Source organism: Halorubrum sp. GN12_10-3_MGM (assembly GCF_005435235.1).
Classification (GTDB): domain Archaea; phylum Halobacteriota; class Halobacteria; order Halobacteriales; family Haloferacaceae; genus Halorubrum; species Halorubrum ezzemoulense.
This window is the reverse complement of record NZ_SGUB01000020.1, coordinates 36,459-63,283: the sequence shown is the minus strand read 5'-3', so window position 1 is coordinate 63,283 and position 26,825 is coordinate 36,459. Positions and strand designations below refer to the sequence as shown.

Here is a 26,825-nt window from a genome sequence, read left to right as displayed (position 1 = left end):
GTCGGGCGGTCAGCGGCGAGTCGACCGCGAGGCGACCGGGCGGGCGCGGTCGGCTCGGGTGGCTCTTCGAGCCGCGGCTCGCGACCGTGGCCGCGGTGAGCCTCTTCATAGTCGTCCTCGCGGGGCTCGTTCAGGTGAGCTTCGGGGCATACTCGATGACGGTCGAGCAGGCGTGGCGGGCCGTCCTCGACCCGGCCGTCCTGCTCGACCCGCGGTGGTTCCTCAACTTCCTCCTCGGCGAGGAGCCGATGCGGGCGGTCACGGGGTTCCGGGGCGAGCTGCCGGAGCTCGCGCGCGAGACGCTCGTCGTCTGGAGCATCCGCCTGCCGCGAGTGCTCGTCGCCGTCGTCGTCGGGATGAACCTCGCCGTCTCCGGCGCCATCTTCCAGGCGGTGACGCGCAACGAACTCGCGAGCCCGTTCATCCTCGGCGTCTCCTCGGGCGCCGGGCTGACCATCCTGCTCACGCTCGTCGTGTTCGGCGGGCTCTCGGCGTTCCTCCCGCTGATCGCGGCGCTCGGCGGATCGGTCGCGTTCCTGATCGTCTACGCTATCGCGTGGAAGAACGGGACGAGCCCGGTCCGGCTCGTGCTCGCGGGCGTCATCGTCGGGACCGTCTTCAACAGCCTCCAGACGGGGCTGTTCTTTTTCGCCGACGACATCGGCGTCGTCCAGTCGGCGATCCAGTGGACGACGGGGTCGCTGACGGGGACCGACTGGGAGCAGGTCCGGACCGCGCTCCCGTGGACGCTCGTGGCGGTCGTGCTGTCGCTCGTCGGCTCGCGGCAGCTGAACCTCCTCCTCCTCGGCGAGCAAACGGCGAAGTCGCTGGGGATGTCGATCGAGCGGGTCCGGTTCGCGCTCTCCGGCGTCGCCGTGCTGGCGGCCGCCGCCAGCATCGCGGTAGCGGGAATCGTGAGCTTCGTCGGCCTCATCGTCCCGCACGTGGTCCGGAACCTCGTCGGCAGCGATTACAAGCGGGTGATCGTCGGCTGCCTGTTCGTCGGCCCGGCGCTGATGGTCGGCGCCGACGTCGGCGCGCGCCTCGGGGTGAGCGTCCTAACCGGCGCGGACGCACAGATCCCGGTGGGGATCGTCACCGGGCTGGTCGGCGGCCCGTACTTCCTGTATCTGATGCGGCGGCGGCAGAACGTGGGTGAGCTCTGAGTGTGCATATTCCGTGCGAACGCGACCGAACCGGAGGGATCGAGCGGCAAGACCGAAACGCGCGGCGCGAACGGCCCGCGCGACGCGACCGGACCGACCGGAGCCGGCGACGCGACCGACGCGAGCGACCTCAACGCCGAGGACCTCGTGGTGGGCTACCCGACCGCCCCGGAGCCGGTGATCGACGGCGAGTCGATCGCGGCCGAGCCGGGCGCGGTGACGGCGCTCGTCGGGCCGAACGGCTCCGGGAAGAGCACCCTCCTGAAGGGGTTGGCGGACCAGATAGCGCCCGACGACGGCTCGGTCCTGCTCGACGGGCGCGACGTCCAGTCGATGGACGCGAAGCCGCTCGCGAAGCGGCTCGGGCTGCTCTCGCAGGAGCGCACGTCGCCCGAGAGCATCACCGTCGAGGACCTCGTGTACCACGGTCGCTACCCGCACCGGGGGTTCTTCGAGCGGACGACCGAGGAGGACGCTCGCGCGGTCGAGCGCGCAATCGACCTGACGGGCTGCGGCCACCTGCGCGACCGCGAGGTTGGGAGCCTGAGCGGCGGGCAGCGGCAGTTGGCGTGGATCGCGATGGCGTTGGCGCAGGACACCGACGTGCTCCTCTTGGACGAGCCGACGACGTTCCTCGACCTTCACCACCAGATGGAGGTGATGGAGGTAATCGAGACGCTCCGCGACGAGAGCGATGTCACCGTGGTCGTCGTCCTCCACGACATCGAGCAGGCCGCGCGGCTCGCCGACCGCGTGGTCGCGCTCAAGGGCGGGGAAGTCCGGGCGCGCGGCCCGCCGGAGGAGGTCGTCACGGAGGACCTGCTCTCCGAGGTGTTCCGCGTCGACGCCGACGTGGTCGGCACCGACCGCGGGCCGCGAGTCACGCCGATCCGCGCGCGCCACGAAGAGTGACCGGAACCGGTGCGGGGGAGCGACACGGTTTTAGGTCGCCCTAAAGATCGGAACGGTTAAATTGGTTTAGGCTAGCCTAAAAGTATGCGCAGAAGCGACGAGGCAGTCGACGGACACACCCGGAGAGCGTTCGCGAAGTACGGCGGGACGGTCGCCCTCGGCGGACTACTCGCCGGCTGTGCCGGCGGCGGCGCGGAGTCCGATCCGTCGGGGTCCGACGGCGGCGACGAGAGCTACGCCGCGTCGATCTCGCCGACCGGCGAGGTGACGTTCGAGTCGCCGCCCGAGACGGTGTTCACGCGGCTCACTCACCACGCGGGCATGGCGTTCGCCCTCGGACGGAGCGACGGGCTCACCGCGATGCACGCGCCGGACTACTACGACGGGCTCTGGAACCAGTTCGTCGAGCGGCTCCCCGGCGTCTCGCTCGACTGGTCGGGGCTCTACTCCTCGTGGCAGCCCGACAAGGAGAAGCTGTACGAACTCGACAGCGACGTCCACCTCGCCGACCCGGCGTGGATCACCCGGCAGGACGCGTGGAGCCGCGAGGACGTCGACGAGATCGCCGAGCGCGTCTCGCCGTGGTTCGGCAACTCCCTCTCCGACCGCCACCAGGAGCCGACGGGCGAGTGGGCCGACGGGTACCAGTACTACGGCCTCTGGGAGCAGTTCGAAATCGTCGCGGAGGCGTTCCGCGAGCGCGAGCGCTACGAGGCGCTCGCGGCCGTCCGCGAGGAGCTCCTCGCGACGATCGACGATGGGCTCCCGCCGGAGTCGGAGCGCCCGACCGCGATCATGGTCGCGGCCGCCGACATCGAGCAGATCTACGCGTACACGCTGAGCAACCCCGGCTTCCTCACGTCGCACACGCGCCCGCTCGGGCCGCGCGACGCCTTCGGAGGGAGCGTCGAGTCCGGCACGGTCGTCGACTTCGAGACGATACTAGAAGCCGACCCCGACGTGATCCTCTACCTCGGCGGCTTCGAGCCCGGAACCGACATGGCCGGGCGGCGGGCCGCCTTCGAGGAGGACCCCGTCGGCTCGGAGGTCACCGCGGTGAAGAACGACCGGATCCACCCGCAGGGCGCGCGGTATCAGGGACCGATCCTGAACCTCTTCCAGCTGGAGATGACCGCGAAGCAGCTGTACCCCGACGCGTTCGGCGCGTGGCCCCGCTACGAGGAGGGCCCGTACCCGGAGATCCCCGAAGACGAGCGGCTGTTCGACCGGCAACGGGTGGCCGACGCGATCAACGGAGAGCTGTAGATGCGCGCCCGCGAGTGGACCGTCGCGGCGACGTACGGCGACCCGACCGACTACGACGTGCCCGCGCTGCCGACGTGGCGCGTCGAGCGCGGCGAGTGCGGCGGGATCGCGTTCGCGGCGACCGACCGCGACGAGCCCTTCATCGCCGCGGAGCGGCCGGTCCGAGTTCGCCGATGACCGCGGGATCGTCGGCCGCTCCGGCGCGCCCGATCGACGCCTCGGCCCGCTCGGGTCGCGCCGGGGACGCGACCCGCGACCGAAGCCCGTATCTCGTCGCGGCGGCGTCAACGGGTATGGACTCGAACCGCGATCGGACCGGCGACGCCTTCGGACGTGGACGGGTGATCGAGCGATGACGGCGGGCGCGACCGGAGCGGCCGAGGGCCCGGACGGCCCGACCGACAAGCGCCCGCGCGAGCGCGACGCGGTCGTCGTCGGCGGCGGCGTCGCCGGGCTCTCTGCGGCCGTGTACACCGCTCGGCAGGGGCTCGACACGCTCGTCGTCGACCCGGGCGAGTCGATCCTCCGGCGGAACGCGCGCCTAGAGAACTTCCCCGGCTTCCCGCTCGGCGTCGACCCGCGCCGCCTGCTGGACCTGCTCGGCGAGCAGGCGGAGACCGCCGGCGCGGACCGGCTCGACGCCCGCGTCACGCGGGTCTCGCTCGCCGACGGGGACCCCGACGCGGCCGACGCCGGAAACGCGGCGAACGGCGCCCGCTTCGCCGTGACCACCGACGAGGGCGACCGGATCGGTGCCCGACGGGTCGTCGCGGCGACGAAGAACGAGGTGGGGTATCTGACGGAGCTCGACGGCGTCGATATCGTCGACCGCGGGAAGGCGTACGTCGACGCCGACGAGCGCGGGCGGACCGGCGTCGACGGGCTGTACGCCGCGGGACGGCTCGCCCGCAAACCCCATCAGGCGGCGGTGTGCGCGGGCCACGGCGCGGAGGTCGCCGTGACGCTGTTGGAGGAGTCCGACGAGCCGTTCTACCACGACTGGGTCGCGCCGGAGGGGTACTTCACCGACCGCGACCGCGACGTGCCGCCGGGCTGCGAGGAGATCGCCGCCGCCGAGCGCGAGGCGCGGGAGTCGGCCGCGCTCGACGCGACGCGCGACCGGTTCGCCGAACCGCACCCGGACCCACAGGAGACGCACCCGAGCCTAGAGGAGTGACCGACCCGATACCGAGGACACGGCCGTGATCGGAACGACGCTGCTCGACATCGCGGACCACATCGAATCGCTCGCGGGCGAGGACGGCGAGTTCTCGCTCGTCTGCGCGCGGTACGGCGACCGGCCGGTCCCGGCCGCGGGGCTGCGCTTCGAGGGCCGCGAGACAGCCCGCGCGGCGGCCCGGGCGACGGAGCAGTACCGCGACACGCTCCGTCGGTACGACCCCGAACTCCCCTTCTACGACGTGATCGTCAGACAGGAGTTCGCGGAGCCGACGACCGGGACGGCGACCGGGGACCCGGGCCTCGACCGATTTGTCCCCGACCTCGACGTCGGCGCGGCCGACGAGCTGACCGACCGCGTGGTGGAGGCCGTCGACGACCGTCCCGCCGAGGGCGACCGCGACGCCGAGGGCAGCGACGGGAGCGCCCTCGATGGCGACGCGGATCCGCACCCCGACGCACCGACCCGGTCCGGACCGCCCGGACGGGGCCCGCGCCGCGACCGCGTCGAGTTCTGTCACGCCGCGGCGGCGGCGGCGTTCGAAGCGCTTTCCGCGGCGGGCCACGACCGCGTCGAGTCGGCGGTGATGGACGCGTACTTCGCGTTCGCGGAACGGCTCTCCGACCCCGACGACCTCTGTCTCTGCCTGCTCGAAGCGACGGCGATAGCGCTCGACCGCCACCTCGATCCGGAGGCGCAGGCGACGGTGCTGTCCGCGGCCGCCGAGCGCCTCCCGGACCCCGGGCCGACGCCGGCCGCGGACCCGGTCGCGGCCGCGTTCGACCGGCTCGCGGCGGTCGGCCTCGTCGACGACTACGAGCGCGTCGGCGGCTCCGAACGCGCCGACGACCCCGACCGGGCCGCCGAGGCCGATCGCGGCGCGACCGTCCGCGTCTCCGGGTACGCGCTGTCTCCGACGGACGGCCGCGTCCCGACGCTGCCGGTGGCGCTGGAGGTGTGCCGCCGCGACCCGCGCGGTCGGCTCGCCGGCGTGGCGCTGCTCGGGGGCGGCGGCGACGCGACCGGGTCGGACTGCTGGTTCAGGGTCGATCCGGACGCTCCCTCCCTCGACGGCGGCCCGTCGAGCTCGTCGGTTCCCTCGGAGAGCTGACCGCCGCCGGGAGGACGCGTCGCTCCGCCGCGTGTTCCGGATCTCCGCGTCTCGGGGTCCGCGTCCCGGGCCTCCGGAACCCCGCGTCGCCGCCCTACTCCTCGTCCGACTCGATCCGGACGAGGTCCGCCTCGACGTCCTCGACGAACGCGCCCTGTCCCCCGACGGTGACCTCGCCGTCGTCGGTCTCGACGACGAGCGAGTGCTCGACCGGGAACTCGTTGTTCCTCGGCTCCACCATCCCCTGTTTCGTCTCGACGACGCGGCCGACGATCTCGGCCGCCTCGTCGTCGTCGGTCCACCGCCCCCCGACGGTCACCCGCGGCGGGTCGCCGGCGCGGAGCCGCAGGGTCGCCTGGAGGACGGTGTGTCTGAAGTCGGTGTACTCGACGGGGAGCGGCGCCGGCTCGGCGACGGCCATCTCGGTCGCGGCGGGCCAGTAGTTCCCGAGGAAGGAGCCGACGATCACGGGCGCGAGCTGCTCCTGGGCGAAGGCGATGGCCTGTCGGTCGGTGGTCGACTGCCGGAGGAGCTCGGGCGGGGAGACGACACCGGCCGCGGAGTCGACCGTGAGCAGCGTCGGCATCGCCTCGCTCCACGTCCGGACGACGTTCGCGACGCCCGACAGCGCGGGGTCGTCCGCGTCGAGGCTCGCGTCGGCGTCGGAGACGACGAGCAGGACGAGGACGCCGCGGTCGACCGCGTCGGCGAGCGCCTCGCGCACCTCGGGGAGCTGCTTCGCGGTGATCGAGAGCGTCACCTCGCTTTCGGCGTCCGCGAGCAGCGACCGGATCCGCTTGATTACCGTGACCCGCGATTTGATCACCTCGAACTGCTCGGCCTGACGCTCCACGCGGGAGTACCGCTCCGCGAGCCCGGGTCGCATCGCGTCCACGTCCGACCGGAGCCGGTCTATCACCTCGTCCGGCGGGTTCGCCCGGATCGTCGTCGGCACGACGTGGTCGTTCACCTCGACGAAGCCGCGCTCCGCTAGCGACTCGCTCACGCTGTAGACGTACCGCTTCGAGACGCCCGCCGCGTCGGCGACGGTGCTCGCCTTCGCCTCGCCGTGTTCGAGCAGACTGAGATAGGTGTCGACCTCCTTATCAGAGAGTCCGAAGCGACGGAGGAGGTCGGTCAGCGTCCGGTCGTCCATACGCACGCCTCTGGCGAGCGACACTTATAGGAGTCGGTACCGGGCGGCTTCGCCGCTCCGCGACGGCGGCGACGGTGACGGCGACCGGTCACCGGAGCACGGCGGCGACGGCGACCGGTCACCGGAGCACGGCGGCGGCGTCGACCGCGACCCGGACCCCGGCATCGCCGTCGCCGCCGCCGTCGCGGTCCACTGCGCTTCCGTCGCCGAGCAGGTCCGTCTCGACCCCGTCGGGGACGGCGACGGTCGCCGGCTCCGTCGCGAAGTTGACGACGACGAGCAGGGGATCGGCCTCGCTCCCGTCTCCCCCCGCCGGTGTCCGCTCGTACGCGGTCACCCGCTCCGCGTCCCCTTCGACGACGCGCACGTCGGCCGCGCGACCCTCGAACGTCACGTCGCCGTCGCGGAGGAGCGGTTCGGCCCCGCGCAGCGCGACCAGCCGCCGGTGGAAGTCGGTGAGATCGTTGTCGCCGTCGTGCCACCGGATCGGCCCGCGGTACGTCTCGTTGCCGCGCTCCTGCCCGGCGTAGATCATCGGCGCCCCCGGCAGGGTGAACGTCACCGCGGCGGCGGCGCGGAGCGCGTCGCGACCGTACTCCGCGAGGTAGCGGTCCTCGTCGTGGTTCTCGACGTACCGCATCTGCGAGCGGCCGTCGTCGAAGCCGAGCCACTCGCCGCGCGCGAGGGCGGCCTCGACCGCGTCGGCCGGCTCCTCGCCCGCGCCGACCGCGCAGAGCGTCTCGTACAGCGAGGTGTCGTAGTGGCGGTGGAACTCCCCCTCGCCGTAGAAGGGGTCGTGGGGCAGCGTCTCGTCGAGGAGCAGCGTGTCGTCCGGCACGCGGTCTGCCACCTCCTTCCAGAAGCCGTGCGGGACGCCCCACGCCACGTCGGCGCGGAAGCCGTCGACGACGCCGGCCCACTCGTCGACCACGTCGAGGAGCCACCCGCGGACCGCCGGGCTGTCGAAGTTGAGGTTCGGGATGCGGCCCCACTCGAAGTAGTAGTCGGGCGCGTCGCCGTCGCCGAGTTCGGCCCAGTCGATCCCGGTCACGTCGGCGGCCGCGTCGGTCCGGCGGTAGTGGTCCGCGTACGCGTCGACGCCGGCCGAGTGGAGCTGGAAGGCGGGGTGGTCGCGGGAGGTGTGGTTGATCACTAGATCGAAGACGACCCGGATGCCGGCGTCGTGGCAGGCGTCGACGAGCGACTCGAACGACTCACGCGAGCCGAGATCCGCGGCGGTGTCGTAGTAGTCGGTGACGTGGTAGCCGTGGTCCGTCAGCGAGGCGAGGACGGGCGTGAGCCAGAGCGCGTCGACGCCGAGGTGGTCGAGGTACTCGACTCGGCGCTCGATCTCCGCGAACGTCGTCGGCAGCGTGTCGCCCGCGAACGACCGCACGAACACCTCGTAGATCGTCGGGGACTCGGCCCACTCGGGCGTCGGGTTCGGGTCGGCGACCGCGACCGACGCGGCCGTCGCCTCCGCAGCGTCTCCGTCGCTCGCGTCCGTCTCCACCCGCACCGTCTCCGCAGCCCCGTACCGCTCACCGTGCGGGGCCGCGCGGATCCGGACCGAGTCCGGGAGCTCGTCGAGCGGGACCGAGAGCGTCCGGCCGTCGGCGCGCGACTCGATCGCCGCCACCGTCTCCGGGTCGGCGTCGCGGTCGTCGACGAGGAACGTCACGTCGAGGGCGTCCGGATCGCCGGCGCGCTCAACGTCGTCGACGGCGGGCGCGGGCTCGATCTCGGCCGTCAGGCGGAGCCGGTCACTTTCCTCGGGGCCGTCGCCCTCGACGACGGCCGCGTCGAGCGATATCCGCGGTCGCCCGGGGCCGGGGACCTCGCAGTCGCCGTGGTACGCCGCCGAGCGGTCGCCGTCGGGGACGAAGCCGAAGCCGTGGCGTCCGGGCGGGACCCGCACCGTCGCGACCCACTCGTCGCCGTCGCGCTCGGCCCGGTCGAGCCCGAGGCGGTTCTCGTTGTGGGGCCACAGCAGGGAGACGCGGTCGACCTCGTCGTCGCCGTCCGTCGGGATGTCGGCGGCCGGGACGCGGATCTCCGTCTCCCGTCGCTCGTCCGGGAAGGCCCGGACGCGCTGTCGGTGCGTCCCGTCGGGCGCGTCGAGCGCGAGGACGTACGTGCCGGGAGCGTCGGGCGCGAGGTGGACGACCGGGTCGTCGTCGCGGCTCGTCTCGCCCGCGCGGAGCACCGCGGTCGAGGCCGCCGAACCCGCTGCCGTCGCCGTGCTCGGCGGGCCGGTCGCGTCTGGGTCCGGGCCGTCTCCGGCGGAGAGCGCGCTGTCAGCGGGCGCGTCGCGGACGCGCCAGCGGTACGTGCCGTCGGCGTCCGGGGACCGCGCCGCCAGCTCGACGGACTCGCCGACGCTCGTCGTTCGCGGGGGGCCGGGTTCGTACACGACCCGCCTGTCGGCGCGGCGCGATTTGAGGGTTTCCGTTCGGCAAACGCGTGAACAATAATTACACCAAAGCTTCATACGGAGCGGCGGCGTGTGTTCGCGTAATGCAGCTTCGCGACGCGCTCGACGACTACAAGCGCCACGCCGGCGACGGGACGCGCTTCCCCGGCGAGCGGCGCACCGTCTCCGGCCGGTTTTCGGGCGGGGACGGTCGACTCGTCCACGTCGGCGACGACGGCGAACTCCGCGACTTCGGCTACCCGCTGACCGGTCGGACCGGGCTCGTTCGGTCCCGGATCGGGCTCGCCGTCGGCGACGAGGTCACGTGGCTCGACGAGGCCGACACGACGCAGCGGTACGTCGGCGACACCGCGCTGGTCGAGACGGTCCACGAGACGCCGCGCGCGACGGTCACCCGCCACGACGTGACGCTCGGCGACGCGCACCTCACGCGGGCCGCGGTCGAGTTCGACGGCGCGAGCAGCGGGGACGACGGCGCGGAAGACGGGGGCGACGACGGGGCCGCCGTCGACCCCGCGGACGCGTCGCTCGTCGTCTACGCCCGCTTCGCGCCGGACGGCCGCGACGACCGCGTGGGGCAGCTCCGCTACGACGACGCCGTCGAGGTGTACCACGCCGACGAGCACGACTTCCTCGCGAGCGCGACCGGCTTCGCCGACCTCCGCGGCCAGCTCCCGACCACGTTCCCCGAGCTGCTCGCCGACGACCCGACCGAGCTCCCGCGCGACCGCGACGGCGACCGGTACGAGGAGGAGCGCCTCTCCGGCGAGGTGATCGCCGACGTGCCGTTCGACGACGGGGTCGCGACGGTCGCCACGCTCCTGACGGACCGCGCGGAGACCGACCGCGAGGCAGCCCGCGAGCGCCTCGACGCGCTGTTCGCCGACCACGACGACGTCGACGCGCTCGCGGACGCGGCCGCGGACGCGCTCCCAGCCGTCCCCGAGTCGGCTCCCGCCCGCGAGTCGGTCGTCGCGGACCTCCGGGTCCTCTCGCTGCTCTCCGCGCCGTCCGGGCTCCGGATCGCGGGCCCCGACTTCGACCCGTACTACGAGCACTCCGGCGGCTACGGCTACACGTGGTTCCGCGACGACGCGGAGATATCCGGCTTCCTGCTCGGGGCCGCCGACGCGGTCGACCTCGACCTCGACGACTGGCACGCGCGGTCCGCCGAAATGTACGTCGCCACCCAACGGCCCGACGGCTCGTGGCCCCACCGGGTGTGGCCCCGCGACGGCGCGCTCGCCCCCGGGTGGGCGAACGCTCGCATCGAGGACGGGCCGGACGTGGACTATCAGGCCGATCAGACCGGGAGCGTCGTCGCGTACCTCGCGCGGGCCCGCGAGGCGGGCGTCGACGTCGAGGGGCTCGACTCGACCCTCGTCGCCGCGCTCGCTGGGCTCGACCGCACGCTCGAACCGGACGGCCGCCCGGTCGTCTGTCAGAACGCGTGGGAGGACTCCGCGGGCCGGTTCGCCCACACCGCCGCGACGTTCCTCGAGGCGTACAGCGAGCTCGGCCGCCACGGCGCGGGGCTCGCGGTCGACGCGCTCGACGACCCCGACGCCGTCCCCGGCGTGGCGTCGCTCCCGGAGGACCTCGCCGCGCACGCCCGCGACCGGGCCCGCGAGGTGTACGACGCGCTCGACGACCTCTGGGTCCCCGAGCGCGGCTGCTACGCCGTCCGCGAGACGCTCGACGGCGGGATCGACGACCGGCTCGACTCGGCGACGCTCGGACTCGCGGCCGCGCACCGCTCCTTCGACGCGCTCGGCGCGGCGGGCGACGGGTCCGGAGCCGGCGGCGCGGTCGACGAGGAGCGCCTCGACCGACTGGTCTCGCACGTCGAGACGGTCATCGACGGCCTCTCCCACGAGACCGACGACATCGCCGGCCTGATCCGGTACGAGGGCGACGGCTGGCGGCGGGCCGACCAGCTCTCGGAGAAGGTGTGGACGGTCTCGACCGCGTGGGGCGCGAACGCCTGCGCGGAGCTCGCCGCGCTGCTCGCGGCGCACGACGACCCGCGCGCCGCGGAGATGACGGCCCGGGCCCGCGACCTGCTCGCGCACGTCTCGCCCGGCGGGTCGCTCTGTGAGCCGACGACGTACCTCCCCGAGCAGTACTTCGACGACGGGACGCCCGACAGCGCGACGCCGCTCGGCTGGCCGCACGCGATCCGACTGGCCACGGTGGCGCTGCTGGACGACGAACTGCCGCAGTTCGCCGACGCTGCGACCGCGGACGACTGACCGAACCCCGGCGACTATTTACACATCAGATCTGCGGAGCGGCGCGCGCCGCCGAGCGGCCGCCACCGGCGGCCGCGAGGTGCGCATGCGAGGGAGTCAGTCGCCGGAGCGAAGCGGAGGCGACTGACGAGGCTGGGGAGGCGTGAGGTGCGGTCGCTGTGCGGGGCGGAGCTTTGGAGGTCGCCTCCGTCGGTCGTCAACTCACGACTGCTATGCGATCGGCTGAGGCTCCGGGGTGATCGCAGTCGCTCCGCTGACAGCGGGTTATAAATAAAAACACAAGGACGACGAAAGCCGCTTATCGCCAGTCGTCACGCGGCACGCAGTCCTCCTCCCGGACCGTGATCCACCGGGTGGTCCGCTCGTCCGGGTCGATGTCCCGCTCGAAGAACGTCACCTCGCCGCCGCCGTCGCCGTCGTCGGTCCGTTTACAGACGAGTTCCGGCGACCCGTCGCGAACACGTGCGGATGACGTGGACGTGGACATACGTTACGCTTGGTTCGCGGTCGGATAATAGCTGTTGGTTTCAATCGGTGAAAAATAGAAACTACGACCGTAGTTAGCGTCGCACCGGCCGCGTTCAGCGCCGGACCGGCACGCCGCGCTCGTCGAGGAACGCCTTCGTCTCCGCGATCGAGTAGTCGCCGAAGTGGAAGATGGAGGCCGCGAGGCCGGCGTCGGCGTCCGCCTCGGTGAACACGTCGTACATGTCCTCGGGACTCCCGCAGCCGGAGGAGGCGATGAGCGGCGTCGACACGGCCTCACCGACCGCCTTCATCAGGGGGATGTCGTAGCCGTCCTTCGTGCCGTCTTTGTCGATGGAGTTGACGAACAGCTCGCCCGCGCCGCGCTCCTCGGCCTCCTTCGCCCACGAGACGGCGTCGATCCCGGTTCCCTCGCGGCCGCCCTTCTTCGTGCACTCGAACCACACCGTCTCCCCGTCCTCGTCCTCGTAGAAGTGCTCGCCGGCGTCGTCGTACCGCCGCCGCGCGTCGACGGAGATGACGATACACTGGCTGCCGAACGCGGCCGCGCCCTCCTCGATGAGCGCCGGGCGCTCCAATGCGCCGGTCGTGATCGAGACCTTGTCCGCGCCCGCCCGGAGCGTCTCTTTGATGTCCGCCTTGGTGCGGATACCGCCGCCGACCGTCAGCGGGATGAAACACTCGTCTGCGACCCGGTTCACCACGTCGAGCATCGTCTCGCGCCCCTCGGCGCTGGCGGTGATGTCGAGGAAGACGAACTCGTCGGCGCCCGCCTCGTTGTACTTCTTCGCCAGTTCGACGGGGTCGCCGGTGTACTCCAGGTTCTCGAAGTTGACCCCGGTGTACACCGCGGCGTCGCCGTCCTCGTCGAGGTCGACGTCGATACAGGGGATGATACGCTTCGTGAGTCCCATTCGTTGTCGGTTCGTTGACCGCGCCCTCGGTTAAAATGCGCGGGGCTCACTCGGCGTCGTCGATCGCGGCCCGCTCGTCGCCGTCCTCCGCTCCTTCCGTTTCGCCGCGGTCCCGCTCCGCCCGCCGGTCGTACTTCGCGACGGCGCGGTCGGCCCGCGTCGAGATGCCGTTCGGGTTCCGGGCGGGGCCGCGGTCCCGGCGCCGCGCGACCAGCCCGTCGGAGGTCCCGCCGGCGAGGCCTAAGAGTACGTCGCGCCCGGTCGCGGCCCACCGCGTGGGGGTCGACTCGCCGCGGACCACGTCCTTCGCCGCGGCAACCGCGTCGGCGAGCGCGTGCGACCCGGTCCGGAGGAGGGCCGTCGGGCGGGCGCCGTAGTTCTTCAGCAGCCGATAGGCGAGCCCCCGGTACTTCCAGCCCCACTCGCTCGCGCTGCGTCCGCCGTCCGCCGCGGTCGGGGTCGGGAGCTCCTCCCGCGCGGCGAGTCCCGGCCGCCATGCCACCTCGCGGTCCATGCGGGCGAGCCGGTGCGCGGCGTCGCGCGCGCCGCCGACCCGGAGGTACTCGTCGAAGCCGTCGAGCTCGTCGAGGGCGTCCCGCCGGAACGCGACGTTCCCGCTCTCGAAGTAGGTAACGTTCTGCCCCGCGATCCGGCTACGCTCAGGCGCGCTCCGGTCGCCGGCGTCCGGGACGTCCGGAATGGCCGACCCGGTCTTCGCGGCGTCGGTCCCGCCCCCCGACTCCACCGCGTCCGCCTCGATTCCCGGCTCCGCGGCGCTCGTCCCGCCCGGCGGGATCGGCGTCACCGGCCCGGAGACCACGGGCGCCGCGTCGAGGCCGTCGTCGACCGCGTCGCGCCACCCCGGCTCGATCCGGTTGTCGTAGTCGACCAGCGCGATCGCGTCGCCCGTCGCAACCTCGATGCCGGCGTTACGGGCGACGTTCACCGTTCGGTCGGAGATCTCGACCAACACGTCGACGTCGTCGCGGTCGCGAACCATGCCGGTCGTGCCGTCGGCCGAGGGCCCGTTGACGACGATCACCTCGGCGTCGGGCGCGTCGGCCGCCAGCGCGTCGAGGCAGGCGGCCAACCGGTCCCGACCGTTGAGCGTCGGGACGACGACCGAGAGGTCCATACGTCTCGTTATCGGGGCGAGGAGGTAAAAAGGACTGCGTGTGTGTCCGGTCCGCGTCGGCTCCGAACCGATCGCGGGCCGGGGACAACGACGCGCGAGCCGCTCAGACGGTCAGGTAGTACACCTGCTTGCGCGCGTCCTTGAAGCTGTACCGCGAGTCGACGAGACCCTCCTCCTCGAGGCGGTTGAGCGCGTAGCGGACGGTGCGGTCGGGCAGCAGCGACTCGTCGGCGAGGCCGCCCTGCGAGAGGGGGGCGTCCCCTTCCAGCACCTTCGCCACGAGCTTCGCGCTCGGGGGGAGCTCGCGCAGGCGGTCGCGGTACTCAGACTCGGACAGGCGGTCTTGGTCAGCGGTCTCCGCGGGACTGGTACTCATGTCTCACACGAATCCCACGGGTAGTGGTAAAGGTTGGCTACATATAGGGGAATCCGCCTGTGATAATATAATGTGTTAATATCACGTCTCACCGGGCTATCATAGACGATCGATCAGGCGAGTTTTCCGGGGGCGGCCCGTCATTCACCCCGTGATCCCCGAGTCTCACGTCGACATCCTCGAAGCCGAGTCGTACGCCCACTTCGCGACCGTCGGGCCGGACGGCCTCCCGCACGTGACGCCGGTGTGGGTCGACCACGAGGACCGCGAGTACGTCCTTGTGAACACCGCCCGCGGGCGGCAGAAGGAGCGGAACGTCCGCGAGAACCCGAAGGTCGGCGTCAGCGTGCTCGACCCCGACGACCCGTACCGGTACGTCTCCGTCCGCGGCGAGGCCAAGCTGACCGAGGAGGGCGCGCGCGAACACATCGACGAGCTCGCGCGTCGGTACTTCGGCGTCGACGAGTACCCCCACCACGACGAGGAGGAGGGCGCGCGAGTCATCGTCAAGATTCCGGCCGAGAACGTCGCCACGAGCGGCTGACAGTCCGGGCTCTCGGCGAACGTTCGAGCGCTCGCCCCGACCGCCGTCGCGTCGAAGCCGACCGACCGCACCGGGGTCGGCGCCGGACCGCATCCAGTACGGTTTTGTCGGTCCGGCGTTCATCACGGACAACGTGAAGGGACAGGACTGGTACCAGGCCGACGAGGTCGCCGAAGAGTACGACGACGTCCGCTTTTCGGGAGGCGGGCGGCTCATCGACCGCCGGGAGAAGGAGGCCGTCCTCGCCGCGTTGGGGCCGATGGATCCGGGCCACCGCGTGCTGGAGGTCGCCTGCGGCACCGGACGGTTCACGACGATGCTCGCCGACCAGGGCGCGGACGTGGTCGGCCTCGACGTCTCCCGCGAGATGCTCGAACAGGCCCGCGAGAAGGTCGCCGCCGCCGGCCACGCCGACGCAGTCGAGTTCCTCCGCGGCGACGCCTCGCGGCTCCCGTTCCCGGACGACCACTTCGACACGGTCGTCGCAATGCGCTTCTTCCACCTGATGGACGACCCGGTCCCGTTCGCGGAGGAACTGCGCCGGGTCAGCCGCGATCAGGTGTTCTTCGACACGTTCAACAGCCGCAGCCTGCGGACGCTGTACACCTGGCTGCTCCCGATGGGCTCGCGGCTCTACTCGGAGCGACAGGTGGCCGCGATGCTCGGCGAGGCGGGTCTCACGCTCGCGAACGAGGAACACGACTTCGTGTTACCGTACGGCTTCTACCGCGAACTCCCCGGCCCGGTCGCGAGGCCGTTCCGGGTCCTCGACGAGCTCGCGGGCGACACGATTCCGGGCGACTACGTCGCCTCGGTGTCGTACTGGGACGCTCGGGTGACGGACGAGGAGTGAGCGCGACGCGCCAGGCCTGTCCCGTCGACGACACCGCGGCCTGCCGTCTCGTTTTCACCGGGGCACTTCCCCGCTTCGCCGCCGGTCAGCCGGCCTCTTCGACGACCTCGCCGACGGCGAAGTTGGACTTCACTTCCGTCACTTCGATCTTCACGCGCTCGCCCACCTCGGTGTCGGGGACGATGATCACGTACCCCCGCTCGACGCGGGCGATCCCGTCGCCCTGCTTGCCGAGGTCCTCGATCTCGACGTACCGCATCTCACCCGGCTCGACCGGGGGCTGCGGCCCGTCGTCCGCTTGCGAGGCGGTCTCGTCGGCGTCGCCAGCCGACGCCTCGGTCCCGTCGCGGGCGACGAGCGCGACGCGGTACGTCTCGCCGGGCTCCAGCGATCCGGCGTCGATCTCTCGGTTCGGGACGTCGACGACGTACTCGCCGTCGTCCGTTTCGCGAACTTCCGCGCTGAACAGACAGAGGAGCTTCTCGGAGATTTCCATAGTAGACTCCATCGGAGGCTAGTCGCGGGCCAGTATAGTTGTACCGCCGACACAGTCAGGCCGGATCGACCCGCGTCGCGATCGGGACCGGATATACCCATCGCGCGTCGCGACGCTACTCCCTCCGGCCAACGAACGCGTCGACCAGCGCCGCCTCGCCCTTCCGGAGGTGTGCGCCCGCGGTCGACGGCGAGCAGTCGATGGCCGCCGCGACGTCCTCCACAGACCCGGTCCGCGGGACCTCGTAGTAGCCGACGCGGTTCGCGGCCCGCAGCGCCTCCCGCTGGCGTTCCGTGAGTCGCACCCCGGCCAGCCGTCGCCCGCCCCCGTACGACCCGATGCGATCGACCTCGACGGTTATCCGGTCTGGCACGGCCGCGAGCGCGTCGCGCAGCTGCTCCGGCGGGCCGACCAGTCCGAACGACAGCCGGCCCGCCGGCCGGAACACGACGGGCGGGACCGAGAGGAACTCGGTGTCGACGAACGCGTCGAGGAACGTCTCCGTCGGCCCGCCCAGCCGCTCGTACGCCTTGAGGTAGAAGGGTGGCTCGCCCGGAGACGTCTCGAACCGCTCGATCGCGGCGATATCCCGCAGCCGGTCGAGGTACCGCTCGCGCGGGGCCGCGACCCGGAACAGCGTCGCGAGCGTCTCGTCGGGTAGCCGCCGCCACGTCACCAGCTCGCTCCGCCGGTCGTCGCCGCCGTCGAGGAAGTCGTGCATCGGGTGTCTGACTCCCGGCGGAAACTCGAAGTCGACGTGGACGTAGCGCATGGGTCACTCACGCGGTGCCGGTCGCTTCGTTTTAAAATACACGGACAGATGCGTGCCAAGACTCAGTCCGCCGCGCCGCGGATCGATCCGTATGGGCGAGCAGCCGACGCGAGTCGACGACGCCGAACCGCCGCCGAGACGCACCGCCGACGACGCTGGTCGTTCGACCGATCGCGGCGCCGACGGCTCCAGCCCCGCGACCGATCGCGGCGCCGACGGCTCCGGTCCGTTGGCCGAGCGCGGCGCCGGCGCCGAACCCGACGCGCCGCGTCCGCCGGCGCCCGGGGGGCTTCCGCTGCTCGGAAACGTCCACGAACTGGCGAGCGACGCGCTCGGCTTCTACGGGCGCCGCGCCGCGGCCCACGGCGGCGTCGTCCGGTACGACGTGTTCGGGACGGAGAGCTACCTCGTCACCGATCTCGCGGCCGTCCGCCGAGTGCTCGTCGACGACCACGACCGGTACGAGAAGGGCGAGATGCCCCGATCCCGGCTCGGCGGGCTCCTCGGCGACGGCCTGTTCCTCGCGGAGGACGATGACTGGCGGGAGCAGCGGACGACCGTACGCTCCGCGTTCTTCCGCGAGCGGGTGGCCGAGTACGGCGACGCGATGGTCGACCACGCGCGCCGCGCGGCGGCGCAGTGGGACGACGGCGAAGTCGTCGACGTCCACGCCGTGGCGACAGACTACGCGTTCGCCGTCCTCGCCGAGAGCCTGCTCGGGAGCGACGTCGAACGGGAGCGCGAGACCGTGCGGGCGGCCGCCGAGAGCGTCACCGAGCGGTTCGACACCGGGCGGATGACCTCGTTCCTCCCGGAATGGGTGCCGACCCCGGCGAACCGTCGGTACCGGCGGCGGATCGGGGCGCTCCGGTCGACGATCCGAACGCTCGTCGCCGAGCGCCGCGCGGCCGGCCCGCCCGCCGACCCGGGCGCCGCGGACGACCTCCTCGGCACGCTCGTCGCGGCCGCGGAGCTCGGGGCGATGGACGACGACCGGCTCGTCGACAACGCGGTGACGTTCCTGTTCGCCGGCCACGAGACGAGCGCGCTCGGGCTCACGTACGCGCTCTACTGTCTCGCCGACAGACCCGAATTTCAGGAGCGGGTCCGGCGCGAGGTCGCGGCGCTCGACGGCGACCCCCGCCCCGCCGACCTCGGGGCGTGCCCGGCGTTGACCGCGGCCGTCGACGAGGCGCTCCGGCTGTATCCGCCCGTCCACACCTTCTTCCGAGAGCCGACCGAGGCGGTGAGGCTCGGGGGATACCGCGTCCCCGCGGGGGTCGTCGTGACGCTCTCGCCGTGGGCGGTCCACCGCGACGGGCGGTGGTGGGACGACCCGACCGCGTACCGCCCCGAGCGCTGGCTGCGCGATGGGGCGGCGGGACCCGCCGACGGCGACGAGGCGGGAGGGCCCGTCCACGGCGACGAGGCTCCCGGTCCGGCGGTCGGTGAGCGCCCCGAGTACGCGTACTTCCCGTTCGGGGGCGGCCCGCGACACTGTATCGGGATGCGCTTCGCGAGACAGGAGCTCCGACTCGCGACCGCGACGCTGCTCCGGCGGCTGCGGCTGGAGCCGGTGACGACCAACCTCTCGGTGCGGGCGAGCGTGAACACGCGACCGGACGGACCGGTCCGCGTCCGCGTTCGCACGCTGGAGGAACCGCTCGACGCGAACGAGCCGTCCGATACCAGTTGACAAATACACATATGTACTTCGACAGAGATTCCTCGCGTATGGTCCGCTCAGACAGCAGCACGCGCCGTCGGATCGCCCTCGTCCTCGCGGCGGTGGCGCTCCTCTCGCCGCTCGCGACGGGAGTCGCGGCGGCCCAGTCGGTACAGAGCCCCTCCGGGTCAGTCGTCATCGCCGAGGGCGAGACGGTCGACGGCGTCGAGACCGTGGCCGCGACGATCGTCGTGCGCGGCACCGTCGAGGGGGACGTCTCCGGCGCGGCCGGGTCGATCCGGATCGCCGAGACGGGCCGCGTCGGCGGGAACGTTCAGGCCGCCGCCGGGACCGTCGTCGTCGAGGGGACGGTCGGCGGCGACGCCGAGGTCGGGGCCGGCTCCTTCGAGTTGACGGAGTCCGGGCGGATCGACGGCTCGCTCGACGTCGGCGCGGGCTCGATAACGGTCGACGGGGCGGTTGGCGGCGACGTCCGTGCGGGCGCCGACTCGGTCGTCCTCGGTCCGAACGCGGCCGTCGACGGCGAGTTCCGGTACGACGCCGAGACGTTCACCCGGAGTCCGGACGCGTCGGTCGCCGGCGGCGTCGTGGAGGACCCGAGCCTCGGCGACGGCGGCGGGAGCGGGATCGCCGGCGGCGGTGACCTCCTGCCCTCGTGGGTCGGCACCGTCTACGGCGCCGTCGCCAACCTCGTACTGGGTGTGCTCCTCCTGTTCGCGTTCCCCCGATTCTCTCGGGGAGTCGGAGACCGCGTCGGCACCGACCCGCTCGTCAGCGGCGGGGTCGGGATCCTCGCGCTCGTCGTCGCCCCGGTCGCCTTCCTGCTCCTCGCGATCACGATCGTCGGGCTCCCGGTGGCGCTCGTCGGCTTCGCGGCCTACGGCGTCGCGATCTGGGTCGGGTCCGTCTACGGACAGTACGCCCTCGGCTCGTTGATCCTCGGCCGGCTCGGCAGCCCGAGCCGGTGGCTCGCCCTGCTCGTCGGCGTCGTCGCGGTCGCGCTGATCGGGCTCGTTCCGTGGGTCGGCGGGATCGCGGAGTTGCTCGTCCTACTCCTTGGGCTCGGCTCGCTCGGGCTCGGACTGTACGACGGGTACCGCGGTCGCGACCGCGGAACCGACCCCGATCCGGGGGCAGTGAGCGTCGACTGACGGCGCGGTCCAGGTCGCGCTTTCGACGCCGACGCTCCCCTCCGTGGCGGCAAGGACTTTTTCTCACCCCGTCGAACCGGGGCGCATGGACGAGATGGACCTCCCGCGCGCCGCCGTGTCGCCCCCGATCGTCACGCCGTTCGACGCCGACGGCGGCGTCGACGCCGATGCCCTCGCGAACCACGTCGACGCGCTCGTCGAGGCCGGGCTCGACGGGATGGTCCCCTGCGGGACGACGGGCGAGTTCGCCAGCCTCTCCGACGGCGAGCGCCGGACCGTGGTCGAGGCGGTCGTCGACGCGGCCGACGGCCGAGTCCCGGTGATCGCCGGCGCGGCCGACACCGCGGTCTCCCGGGTCCGCGACCACCTGTCGGCCGCCGCGGCGGCCGGGGCCGACGCGGGGCTCGTCACCCTCCCGTACTACCACGCGTCGACCGAACCGGCGGGCCAGCGGGCGTTCCTCGAGGCCGTCGTCGACGACGCCCCGCTCCCGGTGCTCCTGTACGACATCCCGGCGACGGTCGGCGAGTCGATCGACCTCGACGCCCTCGCCGGCCTGGCGCGTCGCGAGTCGGTCGTCGGCATGAAGGACACGACCGGCGACCTCACCGACCTCGAAGCGAAGGTCGCCGCGACGCCGGACTCCTTCGCCGTGTTCCAGGGCGTCGACGCGCAGCTCTACCCGAGCGCGAGCATCGGCGTCGACGGCGGGATACACGCCCTCTCGCAGGTGATCCCGGAGGTATTCGTCGCGCTCGCCGAGGCGATCCGCGACGGGGACGACGACCGCGCGCTTGCGTGCCATCGCCGCGCGGTCGCGCCGCTTTTCGCCCGCTGCGCCGACCACGGCTTCGCGCCGGCGACGAAGGTCGCGGCCGCGCACCGCGGGTTCGTCCCCGACCCCCGCGTCCGGCCGCCGCTCACGCTCCCGGACGAGGCCGAGCGCGAGCAGATCCGCGCGGACGTGGACGCGGCGCTGGACGTGGTCTGAGAACGCTGCGGACGGGCCCTCCGAACGACCGCGCCCGCGCCCGCACCTCGCCCGCTACCCGTCGCCGATCAGTGTCCCGTCGGCCGCCTTCGGGCCCTCGGAGTCGAAGACGACGACATCGCCGTCGGTCCGCTCGCGGGCGGTCGGGTCGTAGCCGTCGCGGACGCCGATCGCCTCCTCCAGTTCGCGCACCGCGCGCTCTTTCAATGCGGCGGCCAGCTCCTCGGCGTCATCGCGGGAGATGTCGCGGCCGAGCCCCTCGCACTCGTGGGCGCGGACGACGCCCGCCTCGTCGACGGCCTCGCCCATCGGCTGGCTCGTCCCGTTGAGGGCGACGCTGAACGGGTAGGTCCGGCAGATCAGCGGCCGGGCGTCGTGGACCGTACACGCGCCCTCGCCGTCCGACTCCTCGTAGAAGGTACAGTCGCCGCAGCCGTCGGTCGCGAGCGCCCACTCGAACGTCTCGCCGCGCGGCTCGCCGTCGGCGTCCGGTTCCAGCCCGAACGGCATCGGTCGGGCCACGTCGCGCCAGTCGTACGCCTCGCCGGAATCCGCTTCGGCGGCGTCGGCGACCCGGCGGACCTCGTCCGGGAAGACGGTCGCGGTGTGGGGCTCGCGGTCGCCGTCGTCGTCGTGACAGCCCGACTCGGAACCGGCACCGTCGTGACAGCCCGACTCGGTCTCGTCGACTCCCTCACCCGCGGGCGCACCGCCCGGCTCGTCGGGGGCGTAGCCGGTACAGCAGCCGCCACAGCGCGTACACTCGAAGCCGATGGACTCGATGGCGTCCGCGAGATCGGCGACGTCGAGGTCGCGGGCGGCGGCGAGTTCGGCTTCGAGCGATTCCATACGCCTCGTTGCGACGCCTCGCGGTTAACCTCGTCCCTTCCGATCACCGGGGCGCCTCGGTGGCAGGCGCGCTCCGGGCGAAGGAGCGAAGTGCGGCCGCTGCCTACCGAGGGGGCGTGAAGGAGTACGAGCGAAAACAGCTCCTAGAACGAGTCAACCGGGAGTCCTCGACGGTCGGCGTCGAAATCCCGGAGTCGATCGAGATCCAGGGCGAGGCGATCGACCTCCGGTCGTTCGTCTTCGAGATCAAGCGCCGCGACTCGATTCCGCCCGGCGAGCGCGACCGCGTCGACCGCGCGAAGCGGAACCTCCGTCGCGAGCGCCTCGACCGGCTCGAACCGATCGAGGAGAACGAGGTGAGCTACGAGGAGGGCGAGGCGCTGGCGTCGTCGATCATCGGGATCGACCGCGCGCTGGAGGCGCTGGAGGGGCTCGACGCCCCCGATCCGGAGACGGAAGCGAAGCGGCAGGAGGCCGCGGACCGGAAGCGCTGGATGAACTTCCTGAAGAAGGCGCTCGGCCGCGACGACGCCGGCGGCGGCGGTCGGACGCGCTTCTGATCGGGGCGCGGCGTCGGCGGCGCTCGCCGGCCGAGGGCTCAGTTCCCGGTGAAGTCGATCCGCGAGCCGCTACCGTCGCCCTTCCCGGCCGAGGGGCCGAGCCGGACGAACTCGTAGGCGTCGTCGTCGAGGTACACCGCGTCGTCCGCCACCGCGACGCCCACCGACTCGAGGACGGCCCCCTCGCAGGGCCCGAAGTTACAGTAGCCGCCGTCGGCCTCGAACGTGGCCCCGTGCTTCTGGCAGAACACCTCGCCGTTGCGCACGAAGGCCCCGTCGTCCTTGTCGAGGCGCACGTCCGTCCAGTGCTGGCAGTAGTTCCGGAACGCGCGCACCTCGCCCGCGGCCCGGGTGAGGACCGCCTCGACCTCCGGCGCGCCGTCCTCGCCTTCGCCGAGGTCGCCCTCGCCCTCGTCGACCGCCTCGGAGTCGACAGGGCGCAGCGTCGCGAGCAGCGTGCTCTCCTCCGGGACCTCCTCGACGCCGGCGATCCGGCGGCTCTCGTCCATGTCCGTGGGAGGCCGGCGACCGGCTTGAACGTTGCGCGTTCCCCGGCCGCCGCCCGTCACAGCCGCTCACCGTCGTAGTACCGCTCTTCGACGCGCCGGTCGAACAGCCGCGAGAGGAGCGTCGTGAGCGGGCCGGCGACCCCCTCGCCGTCGCCGTCGACCGCGATGCCGTCGACGGTCGCCACGGGGCGGACCTCCCACGTGGAGTTCGTGAGGAAGGCCTCGTCGGCTTCGCGGACCGCGTCCGGCGCGTACGTCCCCTCCTCGACCGGGATCCCCTCCGACTCCGCGAGTTCGATCACCGTCGTCCGGGTGACACCGGGCAGGATCGGTCCGTCCAGCGAGGGCGTCTTGAGCGCTGTCCCGTCGGCGAAGAAGAGGTTCGCGGTCGCGCCCTCCGCGACGTTGCCGTCGGGGTCGAGCATGAGCGCCTCGTCCGCGCCGGTGACGCGGAGTTCGAGCCGGGCCAAGATTCCGTTGAGGTAGTTGTGCGTCTTCACCGCGGCCGGGAGCGCGCGGCTCGCGGGCTTGCGCGTCTTGGTCGTCTGGAGCGCGGCGGGCCCGCCGTGGACCGGATCGCTCCCGACGCCGCCCCGGGAGAGCGGCTTCGCGATGACGACCACGGTTGGGTCGACCTCGGGCCGCGGGTCAAGCGTGCCGGGCTGCGTCCCGCGCGTGATCGAGAGCTTGACGTAGGCGTCCGCGAGGTCGTTCGCGGCGAGCGTCTCGTCGACGCGGCGTTTCAGCTCCGCGTCGGTGATCCCGTGGTCGAGCTTCAGCGTCTCGCAGGTGTCGGCGAGCCGGGCAGCGTGCGCGTCCCACCGGAAGACGTCGCCGCCGTACGCGCGCATCGTCTCGAAGGCGGCGTCCCCGTAGGCGAACCCGCGGTCCTCCACCGAGACGGTCGCCTCCGCGGCCGGGACGAGGTCGCCGTCGACGTGGTACAGTCGCTCGCCGTCGCCGGTCGCCGCCGAGCGGTCGGTGTCGTCACTCATGCTCTTCGCACACCTCCACGAAGTTCCGGACCATGCGCTTCCCGCGCGGCGTGAGGATGCTCTCGGGGTGGAACTGGACGCCGACGTGCGGCTTCTCGCGGTGGCGCACGCCCATCACGACCTCGCGCTCCTCGTCGGTTCGCGCGGTCTCGACCAGCTCGTCCGGGAGGGCCTCGCGCTCGACGGAGAGCGAGTGGTACCGCCCGACGCGGAGCCGGTCGGGGAGGCCGGCGAAGACGCCCTCGCCGTCGTGGGTTATCGTCGAGGGCTTCCCGTGGACGACCTCCGGCGCGTGGCCGACCCGACTCCCCCGGCTCGCGCACAGCGCCTGGTGGCCGAGACAGACGCCGAACACCGGGCGGTCGAGCGCGAAGACGGCCGTCGAGACGCCCGCCTCAGCCGGGGTTCCCGGCCCGGGCGAGACGACGACGCCGTCCGGGTCGAGCGCGCGGATCCCCGCGAGGTCGACCGCGTCGTTGCGGCGCACCGTCACCGCGCCGGCGACCTCGCCGACGTACTGGACGAGGTTGTACGCGAACGAGTCGTAGTTGTCGACGACGAGCACCCGCGCGTCGGCGTCGCCAGCGCCGGGACGCCAGCCGGCTCCCGCCGCCGCGGGCTCCGAATCGGGCCCAGCGCCCGTCTCGGCCTCGTCCACCGTCATCGCTCCGCCACCCCCTCAGCGGGTTCGTCGACCGCCATCTCGCCGGCGACGAGCGCCTCGTCGACCGCGCTCACCAGCGCCCGAGCCTTCGCGAGCGTCTCCTCGTACTCGGCGTCCGGGTCGGAGTCGTGGACGATCCCGGCCCCGACCCGGAGGTGGTACTCGGCGGCGCGGCGCACGAGCGTCCGGATGACGATGTTCAGCGTCGCGCGTCCGTCGAACCCGGCCGCGAACATCGACCCGGTGTACGGGCCCCGTCGGGTCGGCTCCAGCTCGTCGATGATCTCCATCGTCCGGGGCTTGGGCGCGCCCGTGATCGTCCCGCCGGGGAAGCAGGCCGCGACCGCGTCCGCGAGCCCAACGTCGGGCCGCGCCTCCCCCTCGATCAGGCTCACGAGGTGCATCACCTCGCTGTAGCGGTCGACGCGACGGTACTCGCTCACCTCGACAGTACCGAACCGCGACACCTTGCCGAGGTCGTTGCGTTCCAGGTCGACCAGCATCGCGTGTTCGGCGCGCTCCTTCTCGTCGCCGGTCAGTTCGGTCTCCAGCCTGGCGTCCGCCGCCTCCGTCTCCCCGCGGGGGCGCGTCCCCGCGATCGGTTCGGTGACGAGGCGGGCGCCGCGGTCGGGGTCGTCGGTCGGCTCGCGCTCCAAGAGGAGCTCCGGGCTCGCGCTCACGAGGTCGACTCCGCTCGGGCGCTCGCCGAACTCGACCAGCCCGGAGTACGGGGCCGGGTTCACCGTCCGCAGGGCGTCGTACGCGTCGAGCGGGTGGACCGCGGCGGGCGCGGTCAGCCGCTGGGAGACGTTCGCCTGGAACGTGTCGCCCTCGCGGACGTACGCTTTGACCCGGCGGACCGCGTCGGCGTACCCCTCGCGGCCCACGTCGCTCTCGAAGGTCGCGCCGGCCGCGGCCGGGTCGGGCACTGGCCCCGAACTCGGGTCTCCACCCTCAATACGGTCTATCAGCGCCGCCGCCCGCTCGACGCCCCCGTCGAATACCGTGTCGAGCGCGTCGCGGTCGGCGTCGGGGTCGTCGAGTCCTGCCGGGACGCGCGGACAGGCGGTGACTCGGAGCGTGACGGACTCGGAACCGCCGTCGGCGTCGACAGGGCACTCCCACGCCGCGATCCGGTCGAAGAGCGCGGCCTGGAGCCGCGGGAGGCCGCGGTCGTCGACCGCTCCGGGACCGTCGGACGCCGGCGGCGGGAAGTCCTCCAGGTCGCGGGCGGCGTCGTAGGAGAGCCAGCCGAACGCGCCGCACGGGTACGGCACGTCGCAGTCGCCGCGGGCCAGCGTCTCGCCGTCGAGGAGTCCCTCTAGCGCCGTCAGCGAGGGCGACGGGCGCCGGTAGTCGCCGGTGGAGGCCGTCCGCCCGTTGCCGCCCGACCCCTTCCCCTCGCCGCTCGCGGTCGCGACGACCGCCTCGTCGGAGACGGTCAGCCGCTCGACCGGGTCGACGCCGAAGTAGCCCCATCCGGACTGGCCGCCGGTCGTCTCGTAGAAGACGCCACCGGGGCCGCGCCGCGCCCGGCGGTAGGCCGCGAAGGGGTCGTCGACGTCGACCCGGAGTTCGACCGGGACCCGGGCGCCGTCCGGCGCCGCGGCCGCGACCGCGCGGAACCGGCCCCGGTCGGTGCGTACCGTTCGGTTCATGCGACTCTCTTCGACGGTGGCGGTGAAACAGTTGCGGTCGACCGGACTCGTCCCGGCCGTCAGAACTCGCTCGCGCGGTCGATCCACGTCGCGGCGCGCTTCTCGCCGACGCTCGTCCCCTCGGCCACGGCGGCCGCGTCCGCCGCGGCGAGATCGTCTATCGTCTCGATCCCGATCCCGGCGAGGCGCTCGGCGTACGCCGGGCCGATGCCCTTGATCTCCTCGACACTCGGCCCGCGGTCGTCGCCGTCGACTGCGACTGCGTCCTCCTCGCCGGCCGCGGCCTCCGCCTGTTCGGCCGCCTCGTCGGTCGCGGCCTCATCGGGCTCGGACGCCTCGCCGTCGACGAGCGACCCGGTCGAGGCGGCGGCCTCCGTCTCGGCGGCGACCGCTTCCGCGTCGGCCTCGGCGTCTCCGTCGTCGGCGTCGGTCGCCGCGGGGTCGCCCTCGTCCGCGGCGGCCGCCGACTCGCTCCCGGCGGCCGGCTCCGTAGCCGTCGCGTCAGCGGCCGGTTCCGACTCCCGCTCGACGGTCACTTCTGTCTCGCCGGACTCCCGCTCGCTCGAACCGCTCCCGAAGCCGAGCTTCTCTTTGAGCTTCTGAAGTAGGGCCATTGCCCGCGGCTACACGTGCGAGATATTTAAAAACCGTCGCCGGGATCCGGTCGTCCCGTCTCGCGTGTTTATAAGTGGGATCGGGCCGTTCCGG

General features: G+C 72.6%; 27 protein-coding genes. 13 read left to right on the top strand and 14 right to left on the bottom strand.

Annotated features, from left to right (window positions below; translation table 11 throughout):
* The 6 genes from EXE47_RS13910 to EXE47_RS13890 all read left to right on the top strand — a co-directional run.
* Positions 1-1,166: iron ABC transporter permease (locus EXE47_RS13910; RefSeq protein WP_241997589.1), on the top strand; the 1,166-nt coding region annotated here is incomplete at its 5' end.
* Complete coding sequence (locus EXE47_RS13905; protein WP_137708468.1) at positions 1,167-2,078, top strand: ABC transporter ATP-binding protein; 912 nt, start codon at positions 1,167-1,169, stop codon at positions 2,076-2,078.
* Positions 2,079-2,162: 84 nt separating this feature from the next.
* Complete coding sequence (locus EXE47_RS13900) at positions 2,163-3,344, top strand: ABC transporter substrate-binding protein (RefSeq protein WP_137708467.1); 1,182 nt, start codon at positions 2,163-2,165, stop codon at positions 3,342-3,344.
* Complete coding sequence (locus tag EXE47_RS18780; RefSeq protein WP_169514834.1) at positions 3,345-3,521, top strand: hypothetical protein; 177 nt, start codon at positions 3,345-3,347, stop codon at positions 3,519-3,521.
* Positions 3,522-3,696: 175 nt separating this feature from the next.
* Positions 3,697-4,521 carry an FAD-dependent oxidoreductase gene (locus EXE47_RS13895; RefSeq protein WP_137708466.1) on the top strand — a complete coding sequence of 275 codons (825 nt, stop codon included), beginning with the start codon at positions 3,697-3,699 and terminating at the stop codon, positions 4,519-4,521.
* A gap of 25 nt (positions 4,522-4,546) precedes the next feature.
* Complete coding sequence (locus EXE47_RS13890; RefSeq protein ID WP_137692765.1) at positions 4,547-5,635, top strand: hypothetical protein; 1,089 nt, start codon at positions 4,547-4,549, stop codon at positions 5,633-5,635.
* A gap of 94 nt (positions 5,636-5,729) precedes the next feature.
* On the opposite strand, the gene EXE47_RS13885 is transcribed toward EXE47_RS13890, so the two are convergent.
* Both EXE47_RS13885 and EXE47_RS13880 read right to left on the bottom strand, forming a co-directional pair.
* Positions 5,730-6,791 carry a TrmB family transcriptional regulator sugar-binding domain-containing protein gene (locus EXE47_RS13885; RefSeq protein WP_094495262.1) on the bottom strand — a complete coding sequence of 354 codons (1,062 nt, stop codon included), beginning with the start codon at positions 6,789-6,791 and terminating at the stop codon, positions 5,730-5,732.
* Positions 6,792-6,909: 118 nt separating this feature from the next.
* Positions 6,910-9,204 (bottom strand): alpha-amylase family glycosyl hydrolase, encoded by a 2,295-nt coding sequence (locus tag EXE47_RS13880; protein ID WP_137708465.1) that lies wholly within the window; start codon positions 9,202-9,204, stop codon positions 6,910-6,912.
* 104 nt (positions 9,205-9,308) lie between these two features.
* Between EXE47_RS13880 and EXE47_RS13875 the strand changes: the two genes are divergently transcribed.
* Positions 9,309-11,477 (top strand): glucan 1,4-alpha-glucosidase, encoded by a 2,169-nt coding sequence (locus EXE47_RS13875; protein WP_137708464.1) that lies wholly within the window; start codon positions 9,309-9,311, stop codon positions 11,475-11,477.
* A gap of 298 nt (positions 11,478-11,775) precedes the next feature.
* On the opposite strand, the gene EXE47_RS13870 is transcribed toward EXE47_RS13875, so the two are convergent.
* The 4 genes from EXE47_RS13870 to EXE47_RS13855 all read right to left on the bottom strand — a co-directional run bounded on the left by EXE47_RS13870 (position 11,776) and on the right by EXE47_RS13855 (position 14,388).
* The gene (locus tag EXE47_RS13870; RefSeq protein WP_137708463.1) at positions 11,776-11,964 is read right to left on the bottom strand and encodes a hypothetical protein; all 189 of its coding nucleotides are present in this window, start codon (positions 11,962-11,964) and stop codon (positions 11,776-11,778) included.
* Between the two features lie 94 nt (positions 11,965-12,058).
* On the bottom strand, positions 12,059-12,877 hold the full coding sequence (hisF, locus tag EXE47_RS13865) for an imidazole glycerol phosphate synthase subunit HisF (RefSeq protein ID WP_049932368.1): 819 nt from the start codon (positions 12,875-12,877) through the stop codon (positions 12,059-12,061).
* Between the two features lie 46 nt (positions 12,878-12,923).
* Complete coding sequence (locus EXE47_RS13860; protein WP_137708462.1) at positions 12,924-14,012, bottom strand: glycosyltransferase; 1,089 nt, start codon at positions 14,010-14,012, stop codon at positions 12,924-12,926.
* 103 nt (positions 14,013-14,115) lie between these two features.
* A complete protein-coding gene (locus EXE47_RS13855) occupies positions 14,116-14,388 on the bottom strand; it encodes a helix-turn-helix domain-containing protein (RefSeq protein ID WP_008004753.1) in 273 nt (90 codons plus the stop codon).
* A 151-nt stretch (positions 14,389-14,539) separates the two neighbouring features.
* Between EXE47_RS13855 and EXE47_RS13850 the strand changes: the two genes are divergently transcribed.
* Positions 14,540-14,932 carry a PPOX class F420-dependent oxidoreductase gene (locus EXE47_RS13850; RefSeq protein ID WP_049932365.1) on the top strand — a complete coding sequence of 131 codons (393 nt, stop codon included), beginning with the start codon at positions 14,540-14,542 and terminating at the stop codon, positions 14,930-14,932.
* Positions 14,933-15,065: 133 nt separating this feature from the next.
* Positions 15,066-15,785, top strand: coding sequence for a class I SAM-dependent methyltransferase (locus EXE47_RS13845; RefSeq protein ID WP_049932363.1), 720 nt, complete (start codon positions 15,066-15,068; stop codon positions 15,783-15,785).
* An 85-nt stretch (positions 15,786-15,870) separates the two neighbouring features.
* On the opposite strand, the gene EXE47_RS13840 is transcribed toward EXE47_RS13845, so the two are convergent.
* Both EXE47_RS13840 and EXE47_RS13835 read right to left on the bottom strand, forming a co-directional pair.
* Positions 15,871-16,281, bottom strand: coding sequence for a TRAM domain-containing protein (locus EXE47_RS13840; RefSeq protein ID WP_049932362.1), 411 nt, complete (start codon positions 16,279-16,281; stop codon positions 15,871-15,873).
* A gap of 115 nt (positions 16,282-16,396) precedes the next feature.
* A complete protein-coding gene (locus tag EXE47_RS13835; protein WP_086216530.1) occupies positions 16,397-17,053 on the bottom strand; it encodes a helix-turn-helix domain-containing protein in 657 nt (218 codons plus the stop codon).
* A 91-nt stretch (positions 17,054-17,144) separates the two neighbouring features.
* Between EXE47_RS13835 and EXE47_RS13830 the strand changes: the two genes are divergently transcribed.
* The 3 genes from EXE47_RS13830 (at position 17,145) to EXE47_RS13820 (ending at position 20,882) form a co-directional block, all read left to right on the top strand.
* Positions 17,145-18,749: a cytochrome P450 gene (locus EXE47_RS13830; protein ID WP_137708461.1), complete on the top strand. Its 1,605-nt coding sequence runs from the start codon at positions 17,145-17,147 to the stop codon at positions 18,747-18,749.
* Positions 18,750-18,787: 38 nt separating this feature from the next.
* The gene (locus EXE47_RS13825; protein WP_137708460.1) at positions 18,788-19,891 is read left to right on the top strand and encodes a polymer-forming cytoskeletal protein; all 1,104 of its coding nucleotides are present in this window, start codon (positions 18,788-18,790) and stop codon (positions 19,889-19,891) included.
* A gap of 85 nt (positions 19,892-19,976) precedes the next feature.
* Positions 19,977-20,882, top strand: a complete 906-nt coding sequence (locus EXE47_RS13820) for a dihydrodipicolinate synthase family protein (RefSeq protein ID WP_137708459.1) — start codon at positions 19,977-19,979, stop codon at positions 20,880-20,882.
* A 54-nt stretch (positions 20,883-20,936) separates the two neighbouring features.
* Here the strand turns inward: EXE47_RS13820 and EXE47_RS13815 are convergent, their stop codons facing one another.
* Positions 20,937-21,731: a YkgJ family cysteine cluster protein gene (locus tag EXE47_RS13815; protein ID WP_137708458.1), complete on the bottom strand. Its 795-nt coding sequence runs from the start codon at positions 21,729-21,731 to the stop codon at positions 20,937-20,939.
* A gap of 116 nt (positions 21,732-21,847) precedes the next feature.
* Between EXE47_RS13815 and EXE47_RS13810 the strand changes: the two genes are divergently transcribed.
* The gene (locus EXE47_RS13810) at positions 21,848-22,291 is read left to right on the top strand and encodes a DUF5788 family protein (RefSeq protein ID WP_049932494.1); all 444 of its coding nucleotides are present in this window, start codon (positions 21,848-21,850) and stop codon (positions 22,289-22,291) included.
* A gap of 38 nt (positions 22,292-22,329) precedes the next feature.
* Here EXE47_RS13810 and EXE47_RS13805 read toward each other — a convergent pair whose 3' ends face one another.
* Genes EXE47_RS13805 through EXE47_RS13785 form a run of 5 tightly spaced genes read right to left on the bottom strand, consistent with a single transcriptional unit; the run spans position 22,330 to position 26,731 of the window.
* Entirely contained in the window at positions 22,330-22,800 is a 471-nt protein-coding gene (locus EXE47_RS13805) for a Rieske 2Fe-2S domain-containing protein (protein ID WP_049932353.1), read from the bottom strand.
* A gap of 56 nt (positions 22,801-22,856) precedes the next feature.
* Positions 22,857-23,795, bottom strand: coding sequence for an aminotransferase class IV (locus EXE47_RS13800; RefSeq protein ID WP_137708457.1), 939 nt, complete (start codon positions 23,793-23,795; stop codon positions 22,857-22,859).
* The gene (locus EXE47_RS13795) at positions 23,788-24,459 is read right to left on the bottom strand and encodes an aminodeoxychorismate/anthranilate synthase component II (RefSeq protein ID WP_241897931.1); all 672 of its coding nucleotides are present in this window, start codon (positions 24,457-24,459) and stop codon (positions 23,788-23,790) included. The genes EXE47_RS13800 and EXE47_RS13795 overlap by 8 nt, the downstream gene beginning before the upstream one ends.
* Positions 24,456-26,117: an anthranilate synthase component I family protein gene (locus tag EXE47_RS13790; protein ID WP_137708456.1), complete on the bottom strand. Its 1,662-nt coding sequence runs from the start codon at positions 26,115-26,117 to the stop codon at positions 24,456-24,458. The genes EXE47_RS13795 and EXE47_RS13790 overlap by 4 nt, the downstream gene beginning before the upstream one ends.
* A gap of 59 nt (positions 26,118-26,176) precedes the next feature.
* Complete coding sequence (locus EXE47_RS13785; protein WP_086220313.1) at positions 26,177-26,731, bottom strand: helix-hairpin-helix domain-containing protein; 555 nt, start codon at positions 26,729-26,731, stop codon at positions 26,177-26,179.
* Positions 26,732-26,825 lie beyond the last annotated feature (94 nt).